The 18,899-nt window shown below is 61.9% G+C and carries 19 protein-coding genes; 6 read left to right on the forward strand and 13 right to left on the reverse strand.

Going from position 1 to position 18,899, the window contains the following annotated elements; genetic code table 11:
• Positions 1–30: 30 nt before the first annotated feature.
• The 4 genes from AC2GXZ_RS04105 to AC2GXZ_RS04120 all read right to left on the reverse strand — a co-directional run bounded on the left by AC2GXZ_RS04105 (position 31) and on the right by AC2GXZ_RS04120 (position 3,126).
• Positions 31–729, reverse strand: coding sequence for a YkgJ family cysteine cluster protein (locus AC2GXZ_RS04105; RefSeq protein ID WP_483757831.1), 699 nt, complete (start codon positions 727–729; stop codon positions 31–33).
• 12 nt (positions 730–741) lie between these two features.
• Positions 742–1,587 (reverse strand): anti-sigma factor family protein, encoded by an 846-nt coding sequence (locus AC2GXZ_RS04110; protein ID WP_483757832.1) that lies wholly within the window; start codon positions 1,585–1,587, stop codon positions 742–744.
• 3 nt (positions 1,588–1,590) lie between these two features.
• On the reverse strand, positions 1,591–2,076 hold the full coding sequence (locus tag AC2GXZ_RS04115) for an RNA polymerase sigma factor (protein ID WP_483757833.1): 486 nt from the start codon (positions 2,074–2,076) through the stop codon (positions 1,591–1,593).
• Positions 2,077–2,166: 90 nt separating this feature from the next.
• A complete protein-coding gene (locus AC2GXZ_RS04120; RefSeq protein ID WP_483758264.1) occupies positions 2,167–3,126 on the reverse strand; it encodes a metallophosphoesterase family protein in 960 nt (319 codons plus the stop codon).
• A 65-nt stretch (positions 3,127–3,191) separates the two neighbouring features.
• Between AC2GXZ_RS04120 and AC2GXZ_RS04125 the strand changes: the two genes are divergently transcribed.
• Both AC2GXZ_RS04125 and AC2GXZ_RS04130 read left to right on the forward strand, forming a co-directional pair.
• Positions 3,192–3,680 (forward strand): NUDIX domain-containing protein, encoded by a 489-nt coding sequence (locus AC2GXZ_RS04125; protein ID WP_483757834.1) that lies wholly within the window; start codon positions 3,192–3,194, stop codon positions 3,678–3,680.
• 99 nt (positions 3,681–3,779) lie between these two features.
• Positions 3,780–4,205 carry a low affinity iron permease family protein gene (locus tag AC2GXZ_RS04130; protein WP_483757835.1) on the forward strand — a complete coding sequence of 142 codons (426 nt, stop codon included), beginning with the start codon at positions 3,780–3,782 and terminating at the stop codon, positions 4,203–4,205.
• Between the two features lie 105 nt (positions 4,206–4,310).
• Here the strand turns inward: AC2GXZ_RS04130 and AC2GXZ_RS04135 are convergent, their stop codons facing one another.
• Entirely contained in the window at positions 4,311–4,760 is a 450-nt protein-coding gene (locus tag AC2GXZ_RS04135; protein ID WP_483757836.1) for a hypothetical protein, read from the reverse strand.
• Positions 4,761–4,960: 200 nt separating this feature from the next.
• A complete protein-coding gene (locus AC2GXZ_RS04140) occupies positions 4,961–5,944 on the reverse strand; it encodes a glutathione S-transferase family protein (protein WP_483757837.1) in 984 nt (327 codons plus the stop codon).
• Positions 5,945–6,203: 259 nt separating this feature from the next.
• Between AC2GXZ_RS04140 and AC2GXZ_RS04145 the strand changes: the two genes are divergently transcribed.
• Positions 6,204–6,746, forward strand: a complete 543-nt coding sequence (locus AC2GXZ_RS04145; protein WP_483758265.1) for a GNAT family N-acetyltransferase — start codon at positions 6,204–6,206, stop codon at positions 6,744–6,746.
• A 7-nt stretch (positions 6,747–6,753) separates the two neighbouring features.
• On the opposite strand, the gene AC2GXZ_RS04150 is transcribed toward AC2GXZ_RS04145, so the two are convergent.
• Genes AC2GXZ_RS04150 through AC2GXZ_RS04175 form a run of 6 tightly spaced genes read right to left on the reverse strand, consistent with a single transcriptional unit; the run spans position 6,754 to position 14,535 of the window.
• Positions 6,754–7,185: a GNAT family N-acetyltransferase gene (locus AC2GXZ_RS04150; RefSeq protein WP_483757838.1), complete on the reverse strand. Its 432-nt coding sequence runs from the start codon at positions 7,183–7,185 to the stop codon at positions 6,754–6,756.
• Positions 7,186–7,222: 37 nt separating this feature from the next.
• On the reverse strand, positions 7,223–7,642 hold the full coding sequence (locus AC2GXZ_RS04155) for a GNAT family N-acetyltransferase (protein WP_483757839.1): 420 nt from the start codon (positions 7,640–7,642) through the stop codon (positions 7,223–7,225).
• Positions 7,642–9,708: a hypothetical protein gene (locus tag AC2GXZ_RS04160; RefSeq protein WP_483757840.1), complete on the reverse strand. Its 2,067-nt coding sequence runs from the start codon at positions 9,706–9,708 to the stop codon at positions 7,642–7,644. Before AC2GXZ_RS04160 ends, AC2GXZ_RS04155 begins: the two co-directional genes overlap by 1 nt.
• A gap of 12 nt (positions 9,709–9,720) precedes the next feature.
• Complete coding sequence (locus tag AC2GXZ_RS04165) at positions 9,721–12,564, reverse strand: DUF4159 domain-containing protein (RefSeq protein WP_483758266.1); 2,844 nt, start codon at positions 12,562–12,564, stop codon at positions 9,721–9,723.
• Positions 12,564–13,481 (reverse strand): DUF58 domain-containing protein, encoded by a 918-nt coding sequence (locus AC2GXZ_RS04170; protein ID WP_483757841.1) that lies wholly within the window; start codon positions 13,479–13,481, stop codon positions 12,564–12,566. Before AC2GXZ_RS04170 ends, AC2GXZ_RS04165 begins: the two co-directional genes overlap by 1 nt.
• Positions 13,482–13,521: 40 nt before the next feature.
• Positions 13,522–14,535 carry an AAA family ATPase gene (locus AC2GXZ_RS04175; protein WP_483757842.1) on the reverse strand — a complete coding sequence of 338 codons (1,014 nt, stop codon included), beginning with the start codon at positions 14,533–14,535 and terminating at the stop codon, positions 13,522–13,524.
• 195 nt (positions 14,536–14,730) lie between these two features.
• Between AC2GXZ_RS04175 and AC2GXZ_RS04180 the strand changes: the two genes are divergently transcribed.
• The 3 genes from AC2GXZ_RS04180 to AC2GXZ_RS04190 are packed head-to-tail and all read left to right on the forward strand — an operon-like array spanning position 14,731 to position 17,260.
• Positions 14,731–15,354 (forward strand): DUF1285 domain-containing protein, encoded by a 624-nt coding sequence (locus AC2GXZ_RS04180; RefSeq protein WP_483757843.1) that lies wholly within the window; start codon positions 14,731–14,733, stop codon positions 15,352–15,354.
• Positions 15,351–16,001 carry a CoA pyrophosphatase gene (locus AC2GXZ_RS04185; RefSeq protein WP_483757844.1) on the forward strand — a complete coding sequence of 217 codons (651 nt, stop codon included), beginning with the start codon at positions 15,351–15,353 and terminating at the stop codon, positions 15,999–16,001. The genes AC2GXZ_RS04180 and AC2GXZ_RS04185 overlap by 4 nt, the downstream gene beginning before the upstream one ends.
• Positions 15,998–17,260 carry a CCA tRNA nucleotidyltransferase gene (locus tag AC2GXZ_RS04190; RefSeq protein WP_483757845.1) on the forward strand — a complete coding sequence of 421 codons (1,263 nt, stop codon included), beginning with the start codon at positions 15,998–16,000 and terminating at the stop codon, positions 17,258–17,260. The genes AC2GXZ_RS04185 and AC2GXZ_RS04190 overlap by 4 nt, the downstream gene beginning before the upstream one ends.
• 75 nt (positions 17,261–17,335) lie before the next feature.
• Here AC2GXZ_RS04190 and AC2GXZ_RS04195 read toward each other — a convergent pair whose 3' ends face one another.
• Positions 17,336–18,655, reverse strand: coding sequence for an MFS transporter (locus tag AC2GXZ_RS04195; protein ID WP_483757846.1), 1,320 nt, complete (start codon positions 18,653–18,655; stop codon positions 17,336–17,338).
• Positions 18,656–18,899 lie beyond the last annotated feature (244 nt).

Raw genomic sequence — 18,899 nt, forward strand, 5'->3', positions numbered from 1 at the left:
AATCGGGTGATCGAGGATTGCCGGCGGCGTTCAGTTCGCTTGCGGGCTCAACTCTTCCAGCAGGGAAGCGACAAGACCGGTCTGACCGTGAGGCAGGCCGCGGTTGCGGGCCGTGTCGATCAGTGCATGGGTCGCCTCGACATGCAGGCGGTAGTGAGCGGGGTTCTGGTCAACGCCGCCTTCGGCGGCCGGATCTCTGTCGAAGATGAAGGTGCGGCAGACCGCCTCGCTGCGCGAGGTGAAGGCCCGACAGGTCAGCGGGCGCACATCGTAGATCGTGCACCGGTCGGCATCATCGAGCAGGGGACAGCGGACCCTGGCCCAGAGCGGGTTTTCGACGGCGGCGATCGCTGATGCCGCTGCCGACAGTCGTGTGATCAGCGCGTCCTGCCGTTCGCTGTCGAAGGCGACACGGATATGTTCGGCAATCGCGGTCGCGACGCCGGGCGGGATGGCGACGAACAGGTGGCAGCAGGAGGCGCAGCCATCGCGACAGCCGAGACGCGGCTGGTTGGGGAAACTTCCGCGCACGGCCGTTGCCGCCGCCTCGACCATGGCCATGGCAGCCAGAGCGGCTTCGCTCATCGTTCCGGTTTCGTTGAGAACGGCGTCGAGTTCGGCGCGAAAGCCGGAAAATACCCGCTCGTAACGGCGGGCCGTCTCACGCGTCATGGCGCCGACTTCACCGATGTCGGCAACGACGCGATCGCGTGCGTCCTGAATGGTCATCAAGCAGACATCTCAGATCAATCCTGCCGCCTTGGCGGCGATATCGTCGAGATCGGCCGCAGACGAGGGGCCGACAAGGACGTAGGTCGCAATCGGCGTACTCCAGGTCACCAGACCGGTATCGAGACGAATATCCTCGATCGGCTTGGCGGTTTCGGGCCGGACTCTCGAAAAGCTCAGCACGACGACATCGCCGTCATTGTCGCCGGAGGTGCGCCGGTAGATGAGCAGGCCGGTCGGCGTATTGTCGGCAGCGATCATGCGGGCGCCGACAAAGCTCAAGCCGCTCTGGCTGAGGTCGGGAATGCGGAAGCTCACGCCGGTGCCGGTCGTCAGCCATTCCAGGATATCGGCCGGGCGGTCGCCGGCGATTTCGGTCAGGTGGTTCTGCTGGCGGCTGTAGAGCCGATAATGGGAGACGATGTCATCCAGCCAGTCCCGTTGCTGCGATGCCTGACTGACCAGGATATCCGGTGCCTGCATGTCTGGCCGGGCGCCGATCATGTAACCCGCGGCGGCGCCGATCAACAGCATCGCGGCACAGGCCGTCAGCGCCTGCAGTGCCGATGGGCGGAACGTCACGCCGGCCGATTGTGTGCCGGGAAGCCGGACCGCCTTGCGGGGCAGGGCAGCATTGCGGATGCCGCGCACGAGATTGAGCGGAACCGGTTCCTTCAGGATATCGTCGAGAAGACGTCGCCCGGTCTGGCTGCCGCGCTTCAGATCGTCGTGCAGGCTGCGTGCCTGCGGATCATTGACGAGAAGTGCTTCGACATCCTGCCGTTCGGCATCCGTCACCTGGCTGTCGACAAAGGCTGACAGGCGTTTTTCAAGCTGGGAAGGATCGCTGCTCGACATTGATCAGGCTCTCCGTTCGGCAAGATCGGGCGGCATGGAGGCAAGCGACAGGCGCGCAGCGCACAGGCGCGACGACAGCAGTTCCGGCGCGATCCCGAGAATGGAGGCAGCTTCCGAATAATCGAAGCCCTCAACGTCAACGAGAAGAAGCGCGATCGCAAAACCGTTTGGAAGACAGAGCAGCATTTTCGAAGAGGCCAAGCTGTTGCCATCGGTTGCTGCAGACTGGTCCCCTGCCTGCGTTTCCGGTCGTGGGCGGCGGCGCGGCTCTTCGTTCCAGCCGCTGCGGATCAGGCTGAAGACCCAGCTTTCAAGGCGTCCTTCGCCCTTCCAGTGATGGCTTTTCTGGATGACGCGGGCGCAGACATCCTGAACCAGCACATCTGCCGACTTCGCGTCGCCGGTCAGCGTCAGAGCAAATCTGCGCAGGCGCGGCAGCAGCGTCACGAGATCGCGACGAATGTCGTTCGAGGCTGCGGACGGGTTCATTAAGCGCAGGCTGCCTTATGCTTTCCACGGATTGGATCGTTCAAGGTATTAGCTATGAATCGATTGTGATCATTATGCAACAAGCTTGTGCTAAGCTTGAAGAATTCTGGCGGCTTCTTCCACCGGGATTTGCGTCTGCGCCTGCCCGTAGAACAATCTGGTCTCGTCGAGCTGGACGTGGTCGCCGCTCTCGCTCAGGCCGTGGCGCTCACAGGTGAGGTTCCAGGCCCCCTGTTCTCCCGAGAGATTGAAGAGATTGTAGGCGGCGCGCGGCTTGTGGCCGCCGGGGCCCTGAGAGGCCGAAGCGATGCCGACAACCGGTATCGGCGCTCCATGCGTCTTCAACCAGTAAACGGTGTTGAGATGGGTATGCCCATGCAGGACCAATTCGGCGCCGCCCATCGAAATTGCAGCGGCAAAACGGCGAATGCCGATCATCCGCTTGTGCGCGGCCGCGGCGCCCTGGATCGGCGGATGATGGATGAGCACGACGCGGAAGAGGCCTTCTTCGCCGGCTTTTTTCAACAGGTTGACCGTTTCACGCGCCTGTCGCGGACTGTAGAATCCGGATGCCGAGAAAGGCGGAGTGGCATTCGATGTCGAGCAGCCGATGATCGCCAGCGGGCCTCGGCGGCGGAAGGTCGGAAAGATATGATCGTCCTCGGGCCATTCGCCCGGATCGTCGTCGCTCTTGATGAAAGGGTACCAGGCGGCGACCGATTTGTCGTGGGCGCCGGGCACGTAGGCATCATGATTGCCGGGTATGACCGTCGTATCCTCGGGATTTGCGATCGTATCCAGCCATTCCCTTGCCAGCCGCGTTTCGATCTTCGTCGCCAAATTGACGAGATCGCCGGTGATGACGAGTTGATCCGGGTCGTGGCCCTTCAGATCGCTGAGCAGAAGGTCGAGTGTGTTGACGAAAAGGTGCTTGCGCCGGTTGCGATGCCAGTTCACGAATCCGGTGATACGCTTGGACATCAGCTCGCGAATGCTGAGCTTGGGAAGAGGGCCGAGATGGATATCGGAAATATGGGCGAATTTGTACATGGCCAAGACATAACGCACGAAACGGAAAATCGTTATGAAATTTGCGCGAGCGGATCGGAGAGCTGATGAGCGGCACAGGCATAGCTGAGATCGGCACATGGCGGACGAGGGTGGTGGTGTGGCTTTTACACCGGTTCTTCTTCCTTTCCCGCGGCATGACGATGGGGGTGAGAGCTGCCTGTTTCGACCGCGAAGGCCGGGTTTTCATGGTGCGCCACACCTATGTCCCGGGCTGGTACCTGCCGGGGGGTGGCATGGAACGCGGCGAGACGGCGCTCGAGGCGCTTGCCAAGGAATTGCGCGAGGAGGGCAATCTGGCGATCATCGGCACGCCCGAATTTTTCCACGTCTATTACAATCGCCGGGCCAGCAAGCGCGATCACGTGCTGCTTTACCGCGTCACCGTCGAGCAGACCGCGCCGCGTCCGCCTGATCGGGAAATCGCCGAGAACGGATTTTTCGCGCTGGATGCGCTGCCGGACCAGGTGACCGATGCGACATTGCTGAGGCTGCAGGAACTGAGCGGCGAGGTGAAACGGTCTGATTACTGGTGAGATCCGGATACAAGCGCCGTCGCGCTCATTTACCCGCAGCGGACGGAACGTGTTCTTCGCAATATTGTTTACGCAATCACGTCACGGGAGGTGATTGCGATGGCGAAAGCACAACAGAAGAAGAGCATATTCGAACGATTTTCGTCTGCCATCTCGCTATGGTCCGGCAAGCCGGCCACATTCGTCGCGGCGGTCATCTTCATCGCCTTATGGGCGGTCACCGGCCCGCTCTTCGGATTTTCCGAGACATGGCAACTTGTGGTCAATACAGGCACGACCATCATCACCTTCCTGATGGTGTTCGTGCTGCAGAACTCCCAGAACCGCAGCGGCGAGGCGATGCAGGCCAAGCTCGATGAACTGATCCTGTCGAGCCATGCCGCCAACACGTTCATCGGTATCGAAGAGATGGACGAAAAGCATCTCAAGGCACTCAGCATGAGCCTGCAGGATCACGCCGACCGGCTGAACCGAAAGGCCGATGATCTTGTTGCCGGCAGAAATGGCGACACGGGCACCAATTGAAGCGCGCCCTTTTGCGGGGCGCGCCTCCTGCCTGTCCTGCGCGGGTGGCGCTCGGGTGCCATGTCCGGCATGGCGGCTCACACTACCCGGGGATTTTGCTCGCGATCAGCTCTTGAGGGCGGTGTTGCAGAGGCTCCAGTAGCCGCCGCCCTTCTGGATCCATTTCAGGTCGCCGAGCGTGCCGCCGTCCTTGTTCTGATGGTAGCTGTCGACACAGGTCTTCAGACGGCCCTTGGCGGCAGTTTCGCTGGCATATTTCTTGTCGACGGCTTTCGGAAACACGACGCTCTTTGGAGCCTTCATCGTCGCCTTTTCCGGTTCCTTCTCCGTCGTGGCGGCTACTTCCTTGTCGTCAGCTGCATCTTCGGCGGCTGCGTCGGCGCCGCAGAACTTGGCGCGATAGTCGTTCCACTTCATGTCCTTGGCGGAACCGTCCGTCTTGGCGGTCTGATATTTGGCGCCGCATTCTTTCATCGTCAGCGCTGACGCCGGGGTGACGAAAGCGGCAGATGCAAGCAAAGCGAAAGATGCAAGAATTACAGAGCGATTGGTCATTGGGACCTCCCCATTTGCATGATTGCGCAGGGGACTATCGGACCGACCAATTGGCTTGTCAATGATGCTCTAAAGTAGTGGAAAACAACCCGCTTTCGCTCTGCTTGCGGCTTCGATACCTGCAAAATTCCGGGCTGCTATCCGTCGATAGGCGGAGTTCGCATGGAGAGCGGGAAATCGGATCGCGTGGCCGTTTCAGTTCACGCTCCAAGCCCCTCCCGTCCATGCGCCGCATCGAGATTGACAATCGGGCCCAAAGGCACGATGCCGGTCGGGTTGATGGTCTTGTGGCTGCGGTAATAGTGGCCCTTGATATGCGTGAGGTTGCAGGTCTCCGCCACGCCGGGATGCTGGTAGAGGTCGCGCAGATAACCGGACAGGTTCGGATAATCGGCGATGCGACGGATATTGCATTTGAAATGGCCGACATAGACCGGATCGAAGCGCAGGAGGGTGGTGAACAGCCGCCAGTCGGCCTCCGTCTGCCGGTCACCGAACAGGTAACGGCTTTTCTCCAGCCGCGTGTCCAGCATGTCGAGCGTTTCGAAGAGGGCAGTGACAGCTTCCTCGTAGGCTTCCTGCGTGGTCGCAAAACCGGCCTTGTAGACGCCGTTGTTCACCCGGTCGTAGACGATGGCGTTGAGGGCGTCGATTTCGGCTCGAAGATCCTGCGGATAAAGATCGAGATCGGAGCCGGTCAGGCCATCGAAGGCGCTGTTCATCATCCGGATGATCTCGGCGCTTTCATTGGAGACGATGGTGTTCTGCTGTTTGTCCCACAGGACCGGCACGGTCACGCGGCCGGAATAACCGGGGTCGGCCCTCAGATAGACCTGATAGAGATAATCGGAGCCGAACAGCGTGTCGCCGGTGGCGCCTTCCGGCGTTTTGAACTCCCAGCCGTTTTCCAGCATCAGATAGTCGACGACCGAGACGGAAATCAGCTCCTCAAGCTTCTTCAGCTTGCGGAAGATCAGCGTGCGATGCGCCCAGGGGCAGGCATAGGAAACATAGAGATGGTAGCGGCCGGGTTCCGCCTTGAAACCGGCTTTGCCGGACGGCCCTGCCGAACCGTCGGCCGTGACCCAGTTGCGGAACTGCGATTCGGATCGCTTGAAATGGCCTTTGGTCGATGCGGTGTCGTACCAGACGTCCTGCCATTTGCCCTCTACCAGCCTGCCCATGGTAATCTCCTTATAGGTGTCAGCCGATACATACGGTGCGGCGACGCGATTGCGAGGCCAATTTTGCGAACGCAGTGTTTTTGCATTGGACGGGTCAAAAAAATCCTGCTAGTTGGCTTTTCACATTTTTGTGGGACAAAACATCTACATGACCGAAGCACGGACACTGCGACGACGCTGAAGATCGACCAGGACGCCAGACATGGCGTCATCGACTTCGCATCTCCTGTCCGCTCTTTATCTACGGCTTCGGTTCCCCATGTCCTCATCCGCTTCCCTGCATCTTGTTGCCTCCAAATCCCTCTCCAGGCATGATCTCGTCTACCTGACCGAGGATGCGTCGTATGACGCTGCGATCGAACTGATCAACGAGGAAGCCTTCGGTCCGGGCCGTCACACACGTGCCGCAGCCCGGATCCGCGAGCAGGGGCCGCATGACCGGTCGCTGTCGTTCATTTGCGCCGATGACGGCGAGACGATCGCATCGGTGCGGATGACGCCGGTGATGGCCGGTACGGTCAAGGGGCACATGCTTGGCCCGCTTGCGGTACGCCCGACACACAAGAACATGGGGATCGGGCGGGAGCTCGTCAGGATCGCGATCGAGGCTGCAAGGCGCAAGGGCTCCGAAGCGGTGATCCTGATCGGCGACCCGCCTTATTACATGCCGCTCGGGTTCGAGAAGGTCGCTTATAATGCGCTGGATTTTCCCGGTCCCGTCGATCCAGCCCGCGTGCTGGTCGTGCCGCTGAAGGATGGCGTGCATGAGGGGCTGAAGGGCGTCATCGGCTGGCGGCCGTAAATTTCCGTCAGAAGCGCTTGGCGAGCCAGGTGACGACCTGCCCGCCGGAAAGCGCGTCGAGCCTGCCGATCTCGTTATAACCGAGCTTCCGGTAAAGGCCGAGCGCCTGCGGGTTCATGGTGTCGATATAGGAACCGATGCAGCCGCGTCTGCGGGCTTCCTTTTCGGCCATTCCCAGCATGCGTGTCGCCAACCCCTGGCCGCGGAGAGCCTCGGGAATATAGAGCATGGAAATATAAAGCCAGCCACGACCGGTATAACCGACGAGGCCGCCGTCGATTTCGCTGCCGGCATCAACTGCCGTATCGTATAGCGGGATCGCCAGTTCGCGGCGATCACTTGCGCCGAATGTGTCGATGTTGAATGTCCGCAACTTGTGCAGGATGAGATCTTCCTCCTGCGGTGCGATGCCTTCCGTGATCTTGAGTTCGATGCCCAAGTAACTTCCTCCTCCCATGAGAGGATGCATCGATAAACTAAAGAGATTTTTTAAGGAAGCTGCGTGTTCGCCCGCCGACAAAGTCGGGCAGTTCGCCGAAGATTTCGTAGCCCTGCCGCTGGTAGGCGCTGAGTGCTTGCGGGTTGAAGGTATCGATCCAGGCGCTACGGCAGCCGCGATGACGGGCCTCTGTTTCGGCCTCATCGAGAAGTCTTGCCGCCATTCCCTGGCCGCGCAACGCTTCCGGAATGAAGAGCAACTGGGTAAACAGCCAGCCCCAGGACGTGTAGCCCGAAAGGCCGCCGATGACGTGATCGTTGTCGTCGCGGATCAATATAGCAAGCGGCATCCGGTCGGCAGGGCCGACCTCCAGTTCGTTATAGGCCGTCAATCCCTTGAGGACCGCATCCAGATCGTCGCCCGACGGTGATGCGGTCAGTTCGAGCCGGTATGCCATTAGCGTCCCTCGCGCCACCACATGGCGGCAACCGCGAAGAGCAGGGCGGACAGTCCGGCAAAACCGGCAAACAGCGGCAGGCTGTTGACGCCGCGCAGGACGCTCTCGTCGGTCATGCGGATCGTCATGCGGTTGGAGTTGCTGACGCGAACCTCGCCACGCACCGGCAGAATGTCCGGCAGCGTGATACCGTCGCCTGAGGCGACGCGGGTGACAAGACCATGGGTCTTTTCGGCGTAAGGTTTCAGCGTCTCCTCGGTCGAGATCATCGCCTTGAATTCCGGTGCATCGACGGCGCCGACATGGACGAGGGTGGAGAAATCACCGTTCGACACCTGGAACAGGCCGACCTCGTCCATTCGCCGCTCAAAGCGATACTGGCCGGGGCCGGCGGCCGTCATCGGCACGGTTTCGGTGCGACCGGAGGGGAAGCGCACGGTTGCAGGACCCGGATCGTCGCCGATCGTCTGGCGGGTTGCTTCCAGCGTGCGGCCCGAGGAGCGGGCGGTCAGCGCTTCTTCTTCCAGTTCCGGTTCCTTCATCAGCCAGTGGGCGATGCGGCGATAGAGCGCCACATGCGGGCCACCGCCCTCGAAACCGCGAGCCCAGAGCCAGCCCTGATCGGACAGAAGCATGGCAACGCGACCCTGTCCCTGGCGGTTCAGGACCAGAAGGGGACGGGTGCCGTCGCCTTCCATTACCGTCTCGCCCCTGGGCGGATCGACATCGATGGTGCGGAACCAGCGGCCCCAGGCGGGCGGGGTCTGGTTGGAACCGTCGAGGCCGCGGGTGACGGGATGTTTCTGGCCGATTTCCGACAGATGCGGATAGAAACCGGCATCGTGAATTGTCCCGGTCGGTTCCGCGGGCAACACCTGTTCCAGCGGCGTCGAGGCGATCGAATCCTCGCCGGCATGTTCGGGGCCTGCGGCGATCAGCAGGGCGCCACCGTTTTCGACATACTGGGAAATGTAGTCGTAATAAAGGATCGGCAGCACGCCGCGATGTTTGTAGCGGTCGAAGATGATCAGGTCGAAATCCTTGATCTTCTCGACGAAGAGTTCACGGGTCGGGAAGGCGATCAGCGACAGTTCATTGATCGGCGTGCCATCCTGCTTTTCCGGCGGCCGCAGGATGGTGAAGTGGACGAGATCGACAGAGGCGTCGGATTTCAGCAGGTTGCGCCAGGCGCGCTCGCCGGCATGCGGTTCGCCGGACACGAGAAGCACACGCAGGTTCTGGCGGATACCGTCGATGACATGGACGGCGCGATTATTGGCCGTCGTCACTTCACCGGGCAGTTCGTCGACTGAAAATTCCATGACGTTGTTGCCGGCACGGGGCACATTGAAAGGGAAAGGCGTGTCCATGCCGGGCCGGGCGCGGAAGGTGGCGATCTGCTCGCCGTTCATCCTGACCGTCACCTGAGCCGGCGCAGTGTTCGAACGACCGTCATCGACCACCCGCAACGTCAGTTCCTGCTCCTCGTTGACGATGCCGAAGCGGGGCGCACGGACGATTTCGACGCGGCGGTCGAATTCGTCCGGCTGGCCGGTGATCAGGCCGTGGATGGGGGCATCGAAGCCGATATCCTGATTGGTGCCCGGCAGGTCGTGGATCTGGCCGTCGGTGACGAAAACGGCAGCACCGAGCCTTGCCGGCGGAACGTCGGATACGGCGGAACGCAGGGCGGTATATAGCCGCGTCGAGGGCGTGTCGCTGTCGGGATCGTCGGCGACTTCGACGATGCGGGTCTCGATATTCGGGTAACGGGAAAAACGATCCCTGAGTTCGGCAAGCGCCTCATCGGTTTGCTTCTTGCGTTCCCCGGTCTGCTGGCTCTGCGAGCGGTCGACGACGATCGGCACGATGGTCGACAGCGGCTGGCGATCTTCCTGCAGCAGGGTCGGGTTGGCGAGCGCCAGCAGCAGGAAGGCGAGCGCCAGAGTGCGCAGGCTCGCACCACGCACACGGCGCCAGAAGACGAGGATACAAAGCACAAGCGCGAGGATGCCAAGACCGATCAGAACAGGCCAGGCGAAGAAGGGCGCGAATTCAAGCGTCATCGATGCTCTTTCCTACTGGCCAAGCCGTTCGAGAAGGGCAGGGACATGAACCTGATCGGCTTTGTAATTGCCGGTCAGCATGTACATCATGATATTGACCCCGGCGCGGTAGGCATATTCGCGCTGCATGTCATCCGGCGGCACTGTCGGCAGGACCGGCGCACCCTGCGGATCGACCGCCCATGCACCGGCAAAATCATTGCCGGTGATCATGAGCGGCGACACGCCGTCGCCGCCAGATGATACCTGGTTGGCACTGTTGCGGGAATCCTGCCGTGCCTCGACCCACAGCGGACTGCCGTTATAGCGGCCGGGAAAGTTGGTCAGCAGATAGAAGGAGCGGGCGAGAACATGGTTTTCCGGCACCGGCTCAAGCGGCGGGATGTCGATATTGGCGAGGATCTCCTGCAGGCGCTGGCCGTTCGGCGAGGAACCGCCGCCACCGAGTGCGGAATACTGGTCGCGCGTATCGAAAAGCACGGTGCCGCCATTGCGCATATAGGCGTCGATACGCGAGATCGCGGCCTGCGACGGCATGGGCGCGGTGGCCGACACGGGCCAGTAGATGATCGGGTAGAAGGACAGTTCGTCCTTGCTGATATCGAGCCCGACCGGTGCGCCGGGTTCAAGCGTCGTGCGATAGGTGAGGAACTGCGTCAGTCCGTCGAGGCCCTGCTCGGAGATACGGTCGACATCCGCCTCGCCGGTGACGACATAGGCGATATGGGTGGTGTCGAGATGTTCCAGGATCTGTTCGTCACCAGCCTTGGCGCCACTGCCTTCGGGCATTTCCTGAGCGAAAACCGGGTTCGGATGGATGGCAAGAAGGCCGAGGCCGAGCGCAGCGATTGCAGCCGTCGTGGCGCCTGCGCGACGCCTTGCGCCTTTCGGCAGGCGCGAGAAGGCGCCATTGATGAAGAGCACGATCAGGCTGTCGAGGATCAGCATGGCGAAGGCTGCGGCAAACAGGGATGGCCGCAGTGATACCGCTTCGCCGCCGGCCAGCCCTTCGCGGGTGACAGCGCGGCCGATCGGGCTCGGGTCGAAGGCGGAAAGTACGGTGCCTGCGGGCAGGAGGTTGACGGCGCTGAAACCATCTTCGGTGCCGTATAGGCCGGGCGGATGGTCGAAATTGGCCGATGGCGTTTCACCATTGCGGATCATGATCGGCCGAACGCTGCCGGTTTCAGTCGAAAGCATGCCGTCAGCCGTCAACAGGCGGTAGGCGGGAAGTGTCGCGGCTGCCGATCCTGCTCCGGGCGAAGCGGTTGCCGCGCCACCGGCGCGGGCGAGTTGAACCACGCGGCGCAACATTTCGACGAAATTGCCCGACAGCGGCAGGTTGGACCATGTTGCCTCGGCGCTGGTGTGGAAGAGGACCAGGCGGCCGGCATCGACTTCACGGGTGGTCACCAGCGGCGTGCCATCGGCAAGACTTGCCCAGGTGCGTTCGGCGAGATCCGGAGTCGGTTCGGCAAGCACCTGGCGGGTCACGGTGATGTCTGTTGCGCGCGGCATGCCGGCGAAGGGGCCGATCTTGGGGAAATCGGCAAGCGATTGCGGTTCCGACCAGGACATGGCGCCGCCGAGCGCACGTTCGCCCTGACGCAACCTGACCGGCACGAGCGGATCGTCCGATGGTGCCGCCGCCAGACGCGGACCGGCAAAGCGGATCAGCGTGCCGCCGCGGGCGATCCATTGTTCGAGAGGCTGATAGGTTTCCGCCGGCAGCCGGCCGACATCGGCCATGATGATCGCCGACGGATTATTTTCGAGGATCTGCGGGATCGAGACCGCAAGGTCGGCCGTGTTCGGTTGGACGATGTCGGCATAGGGCGCAAGCGCCCGATTGATATAATAGAGCGGCTGCAGCAGCGGCTGGAAGTCGCTGCCGCTTTCACCGGAAATCAGGGCGATGCGGCGGCGTTTGAAGCCGTCGTCGAGCAGATGGGTAGCACCGGCTGTCGCAAGGCCATCGACGCTCAGCCGGGCGAAATCGTTGCGCAACTCGAAGGGCGCAGTGATCTCCGCCGTTGCAGTCCCCGAGCCGGCGGCAAAATCAGCCGTGCCGGACGCGAGCGAACGACCTTGCTGGTCGAGTGCGTTGACGGTCAATCGCTGCGGGATTGTCGTGTCGAGGCGGGTTGCAGTCACACTCATGGCGGTGGAATTGTTGGTGGCACCGGTGATCGCGACCGAACCGTGGCCGTCTCCCTGATAAAGGCGAACGTCTGCCGGCGACAGAGCCGCCAGCGCAGTCATGGCATCGGCGTCGCCGGGCGCGGTTATGCCGTCGGAAATCAGTGCCACCGTGCCGGGGCGATTGCCGTCCAGCGCTTCTGCAAGGGCACGGATGGCGCGTAGCCTGTCGGGTACGAGCGGCCTCGGTTCGGCGGCGGCGAGCTTGTCGCGGGCGGTGGCGGCCGTTCCCGATGCGGGCTCGTTGCCGGCTTCTGCCGTGAAGGTGAGCGACACCGGAACGTCGGCGCTTTCTGCCTCATCGATCAGCATGTTGGCCGTCTCGACGCGGCGTTCCCAGTCGACGGCGCTCGACCAGCCATTGTCGATCACAAGCGCCAGCGGGCCGCCCGACCCGAGCGAACTGGCGCGCGGATTGAGAACCGGATCGGCGATCGCGAGGATGACGGCCGCGGCAAGCAGCATGCGCAGCAGCGTCAGCCACCAGGGGCTCTGTGCCGGTGTTTCCTCGCGCTTCAGTACCGTCGCCAGAATTCTGAGCGGCGGAAAGATCTCGGCCTTGGGGCGCGGCGGGGTGAGACGCAGCAGCCACCAGATGGCCGGAAGTGACAGAAGGCCGAACAGGATGAACGGGTTGGCGAAGGCGAGCGCGCTCATCATATGCGGCCTCCCGGGACTGTCGCCGGCATGCCGGAAAGATGGCTATGCACGGCGACCAGCGCCTCGGATGCCAGATGATCGGTGCGGTGGAAGGTGAAACTCCAGCCGAGTCGGCGCAGGCCTTCGCCCAGCGCTTCGCGGCGGGCCAGGTAGGCGCGCTGATAGTCTTCGCGGATGGTTTCGGCACGACCGGAGGTCAGTTTTTCGCCGGTCTCCGGATCGGTGAATTCGGTGCGGCCGCTATAGGGGAAGGTCTCTTCGGCGGGATCGGCGACCTCAATGACATGGCCGCGCAGGCCGCGTTTTCCAAGCGGCGAAATACGCGACATGACGCTGTCTGCATCATCGAGGAAATCGCCAATCAGGACGATATCGCTCTGGCCACGGATCATCGCGGTTTCCGGCAGGCCGGTGGTCAGCGGCGCATGCATGATAGCGGCCGCCAGCCGTTCGGCGGCATTGCGGGCGGATACCGGCTCCATGATGCCCGGACATCCGATGCGCTCACCGGAGCGGGCGAGGATTTCCGCCAGCGCCAGCATCAGAACCAGCGCGCGGCTTTCCTTCGAAACCATGGCGAACGTAGACTTGAACATCATCGACGGCGACATGTCGGCCCATAGCCAGATCGTATGGGCGGCTTCCCATTCGCGGTCGCGGACATAGGTATGGTCGTCGCGAGCCGATCGGCGCCAGTCGATGCGCGACAGGCTTTCGCCCTCCGCATAGGGACGGAACTGCCAGAAGTTTTCGCCCATGCCACGCTTGCGCCTACCATGCCAGCCGGCAATCACGGTGTTGGCGATACGTTTGGCTTCCACCATGCAGTCGGGTACGAGGGCCGCACGCGCCTGGGCGCGGGAGAGGACTTCACTGCTGGGTGTCTGCTCGACGATCTGGCCGATTGATGCCACGCATTGTCCTTTCTAAAGGTGGGGATGCCGCTTTAGGCGGTTATCCGCGCGCCTGCTTTACCAGTCCGGCGATCACGTCGCGCACCGACATGCCTTCGGCGCGAGCGGCGAAATTCAGTGCCATGCGATGTTCGAGCACCGGCTCGGCGAGCGCATAGACGTCATCAAGAGAAGGCGCGAGCCGACCCTGGTAAAGCGCGCGGGCGCGGGCGGTCAGCATCAGCGACTGGCCTGCGCGGGGCCCCGGGCCCCAGGCGACATGCCGGTCGGTATCGGCATTACCGTGACCGGGGCGAGCCGAACGCACCAGCGACAGGATCGCATCGACCACCTTGTCGGAGACCGGCATCTGGCGGATCAGCATCTGGATTTCCTGCAGCCGTGCGCTGTCAATCACGCCGCGCGACTTGACCTCCGAGAGGCCGGTCGTTCCAAGCAGGATCTGGCGTTCGGCAGCAAGTTCCGGGTAGAGCACGTCGACCTGCAGCAGGAAACGGTCGAGCTGGGCTTCCGGCAGCGGGTAGGTACCTTCCTGCTCCAGCGGGTTCTGGGTTGCAAGCACGTGGAAGGGGGCCGGAAGGTCGTAACGCTGGCCGGCAACGGTGATATGATATTCCTGCATCGACTGCAGCAGCGCCGACTGGGTGCGCGGCGAGGCGCGGTTGATTTCGTCGGCCATCAGCAACTGGGCGAAGATCGGGCCCTTGACGAAGCGGAAGGAACGGCGGCCGTTGTCGTCGGTGTCCATCACTTCGGTACCGAGGATATCGGAGGGCATCAGGTCGGGCGTGAACTGGATGCGGTTGGAATCGAGCCCGAGCACGGTGCCGAGCGTCGTGACCAGCTTGGTCTTGGCGAGGCCCGGAACGCCGACCAGCAGCGCGTGACCGCCGGAGAGAACCGCAAGAAGGGTGTTTTCGACAACCCTTTCCTGACCGAAAATGACCTTGCCGACCTCTTCGCGGACGGCGGCGATATCCGACAGCGCTTTTTCGGCGGCGACGACGATCGCCTTTTCGTCAAGAACGGCCTCGGTTGGATTCATCACGCCCATGTCGTTCTCCATGATAAAGGTCGATTGTCACAAGACGTCGGGTGTCATGCCCTTGTCACGACTCGCTGCACTGCAACAGACACATTAGCCCCAGAAGTTATTACCCGAAATAAGGCTGACAAGCTTGCCCCGAATGACTATCTCGTGAGGAAAGATCGCTATCTCGAACGATTAGTGTCGAACCGGGACTGAAAGATGGCAGCAGAAACGATAAATTCGGCGCCTGATGCCGCCGGCCTTGCGGCCCTGATTTCGCGCGCTGCGGAGCAGTCCGGCGGCGAAAACCGCGGCCTGCCGCCTGTCGAGACGTGGAATCCGCCGTTCTGCGGCGATCTCGACATGGAAATCCGTGCCGATGGGACATGGTTCTACATGGGAACGCCGATCGGGCGGGCGCCGCTTGTGCGATTGTTTTCAACCGTGCTGCGCAAGGATGAAGACGGCCAAACTTATCTCGTCACGCCTGTGGAAAAAGTCGGGATCAGGATCGTCGATGCGCCGTTTCTGGCCGTCGAGATGCAGGTCGGTGAAAAGGATGGAGCGCCGCTCATCACGTTCCGCACCAATGTCGGGGATGTGGTGGAGGTCGATGCGCATCACCCGCTGCGGTTCGAGACCATCGGCGAGGAGCGGCAGTTGAAGCCCTATGTTCTGGTTCGCGGCAGGCTGGAGGCGCTGGTTTCGCGGCCGGTCATGTATGATCTCGTCGAACAGGGTGAGGTCATGGATATCGATGGTATAGAGATGTTCGCGGTCCGCTCCGGGATCGAGGTTTTTCCGATCATGCCTGCCGCCGAGCTTGAACGGTTGGCATCATGAGTGATGCCACAGGCAACAATCCTGCACCCTATTCGGCAGACGGTTTTCGCCGACGGGCGCTAAAGCAGAGTGGCGGTCCGCTGGAGACTGCATGGCGCGAGCACGGTGATCATCTGCTCAATCCGCAATTCATGGATATCGCCACCGGGTTGACGCTTCGCGATGCGGCGGTGCTGATCCCGGTCGTCGATGACGGCGACGAGGCGAAAATCATCCTGACGCAGCGCACGGCGACGCTTCGAAAACATTCCGGCCAGATCGCCTTTCCCGGCGGCGCGGTCGATCCCGAGGATGGATCGCCGGAACAGGCGGCGCTGCGCGAGGCACGCGAGGAGATCGGGCTTGATCCCCGCTTCGTCGAACCTCTCGCACGGCTGCCGCAATATTACGCGATGACGGGCTTCCGCATCACGCCGGTGCTTTCGGTGGTGAGGCGCGGCTTCGACCTGAGGATCAACCCTACGGAAGTAGACGAGGTCTTCGAAGTGCCGCTTTCCTTCCTGATGAACACGGCGAACCACCAGCGGGGAACCCGTGACTTCAACGGAACGGAACGGCATTTTTACCTGATGCCCTATGAAAACCGGAATATCTGGGGGATTACGGCAGGAATCCTCCGAACGCTTTATGAAAGGCTTTATGCATGAACTCTGTGGCTGGCGAGACCTGGTTCCAGGATGCGGCCCTGCAGCGCGTGATGGCGCTCATCAATGCGGATGGCGGAGAAGGGCGGGTTGCGGGCGGTGCGGTGCGCAATGCCCTGATGGGGATCGCGGTCGCCGACGTCGATATCGCAACGACCCTGCGGCCGGAGGTCGTGGTCGAGCGGGCGCAATCGGCCGGCATCAAGGCGGTGCCGACCGGCATCGACCATGGAACGGTGACGCTGGTCGTCGACGGTCGTGGTTTCGAGGTGACGACGCTCCGGCGCGATATCGAGACCAATGGACGGCATGCCGTCGTTGAATTCGGCACCGACTGGAAGGCGGATGCCGAGCGTCGGGACCTGACGATCAATGCGCTTTATGCGGATGCCAAGGGCGACGTCATCGACCTCGTCGAGGGGCAGAAGGATATCGAAAGCCGGACGGTGCGGTTCATCGGTGATGCCGCGCAGCGGATTGCCGAGGATCACCTGCGCATCCTGCGATTTTTCCGCTTTTTCGCCTATTACGGGTCCGGCCGACCGGATGCGGACGGGTTGCGGGCCTGCGCGCGGGCCAAGGACACGCTTTCGGGCCTGTCGGCGGAGCGTGTGTGGATGGAAACCAGGAAGCTGCTCGCGGCTCCTGACCTGTCGCGGGCGCTTTTATGGATGCGGCAGTCGGGCGTACTCAGCGAAATCCTGCCCGAGAGCGAGAAATGGGGCATCGATGCCATTCATGGCCTGGTGACCGCCGAGAAAACGCTCGGCTGGGAAGCGGAACCGCTGCTCCGGCTTGCGGCGATCGTGCCGCCGGATGTCGATAGGCTCGAGGCACTGGCCAAGCGGCTGAGGTTATCCAATGCCGACGCACTGAAACTCGAGCGATGGGCCTCGACGCCGATGCCGCCCGACGAGGTGACGGATGTCGGCTTCACCCGGCTCCTCTACCGCAATGGCAAGGATGGGATGATCAGCCGCCTCAAGCTGGCGCTGGCTTCGGCGCGGATGGCGGCAGCGGACGATCCGATGGCCATGCGCAGGAGTGCCCGGCTGTTGCAACTGCTTTCGACGGCCGAGAATTACAAGAAACCGGTCTTCCCGCTTTCCGGTCAGGATGTGATGGCGGCGGGCGTTCCCTCGGGCAAGCGGGTCGGTGAATTGCTGAAGGTGGTGGAGGACTTCTGGGTGACGCGCAACTTCGTGCCGGAGCGGGATGCGCTTCTGGAGCAGTTGAAGATTGCCGCCGAAACCAACGGCTGAAGCCAAACATGCAAACGGCCCGCTGGATGGCGGGCCGTTTTTCTTCTACGGCGTGTCAGAGACGTCATGCCGGGATCAGTGGCTGGTGACCAATTCTCCCTGGCGGCCCTTGGTCTTGCGGGGCTGCTTGTTCGGATCGGCGTCCGGGATCATCAGCGTCAGGACGGCGCTGGCGATATAGAGACCGGCGAAGATCCACATTACCCCTTCAAGCCCGACCGAGCCGAGAAAGATCGCGACGATCGCCGGGCCGACCCAGGTCGAGGCGCCTGCACCAAGGCTTAGAACCGAAAGCGCGCCGGCCTTATTGTGCGGGATGACCGTCGGCATCAGCGCCGAGAGCGGTACGAAACCGCCGAGCGTTACACCATAAGCAAAACCGACCAGCGACGAAACGAGGAAATTGCCCGGATAAAGCAGCGGCACGTAGTAGAGAAGCAGGATCGTTGCCGCGGTGCCGACCGCTCCCAGCCAGATGATCGTCGAGCGATAACCGATCCGGTTGCCGAGCGCACCCGAGGCGAGATTGCCCAAAAGGTTGCCGCAGAAGATGATGGTCAACAGCTGAAGCCAGGTGGAGAGGCTGAAGCCGATCCGATCCATGAAAAACCCCGGCAAAACGATGAAGAAGGCGAATTGCGACGAGGTGTTGATCGTGCGGACAAGCCCGCCGATCGACGACAGCGGCTCCTTCCACATGATCGAGATGCTGGAGGCAAGCGAGGCCATCGGCTTTTCGCCCTTCGGGGCGAGCCGCTCACCGCCCTTGACGCCGGCAAGGCCGATCAATCCGAGGAAGGCGCCGACCACGACGAGGACAAGCGAAAGCCACAGTGTCGGCAGGGTGCCGATCAACGGGATCGAGAAACTGGCAACAAGCGAACCGAGTGTGGGAAGGCCTGCCGCATAAGCGAACCAGAACCAGCCCACCGCCATGCCGAGTTTCCTCGATTGTGTCGCGGCGGCAATCCAGACGAGGAAACTGTAAGCGAAGAGAGGATAACCAAAGCCGCGCAGGCCATAGGTGATCAGCATGACGGTGTAGTTCATCGTGCTGAGGCCGAAAAGAAGGAAGGCGACCTGGAAAATGGCCCAGATGACGATGCCGGCCCACATGACCTTGCGGGCGCCATAGATATTGGAAAGCGCGCCCGACATCCAGGATGCGATTGCGACGGCGACGCCGTAAACGGTGAAAAGAAGCGCCACTTCGGCGCTGCCGATGCCCTTGCCCTCGAGATAGGGGGCGAGATAGCCGAGTTCTACGCCATCACCGATCATCAGGATCAGCAGGCCGATAAATCCCCAAAGAAGCGGCCGGGGAATGCCGATGCGATCAATGAATGTGTCGCGTGAATGAGTGGGTTCGGATGTTTTTTTCTGTAATGAAGCCAATATTCCCTTTCCCGCCGAGCGGGCCCTATGGTCACGTGTTGGTCCTCCCGGCAGCGGTACTCCCAGCCCCTGCGACGCCAATCCCGAAACCTTCCGGATGCGGTGTCGCAATTTGTGTTCCCTGTCCAATTGTAGCAAAAAAATCTAATTCCGCCACCTTTCGGCCGGGCACTCGACGCAGATTTGACGCAATTCGATTGGTCCGCAATGGGTTTTCAACGACGGGTTCCGGAGTGAGCCAATG

This window comes from Aliirhizobium sp. YIM B11859 (genome assembly GCF_057163345.1).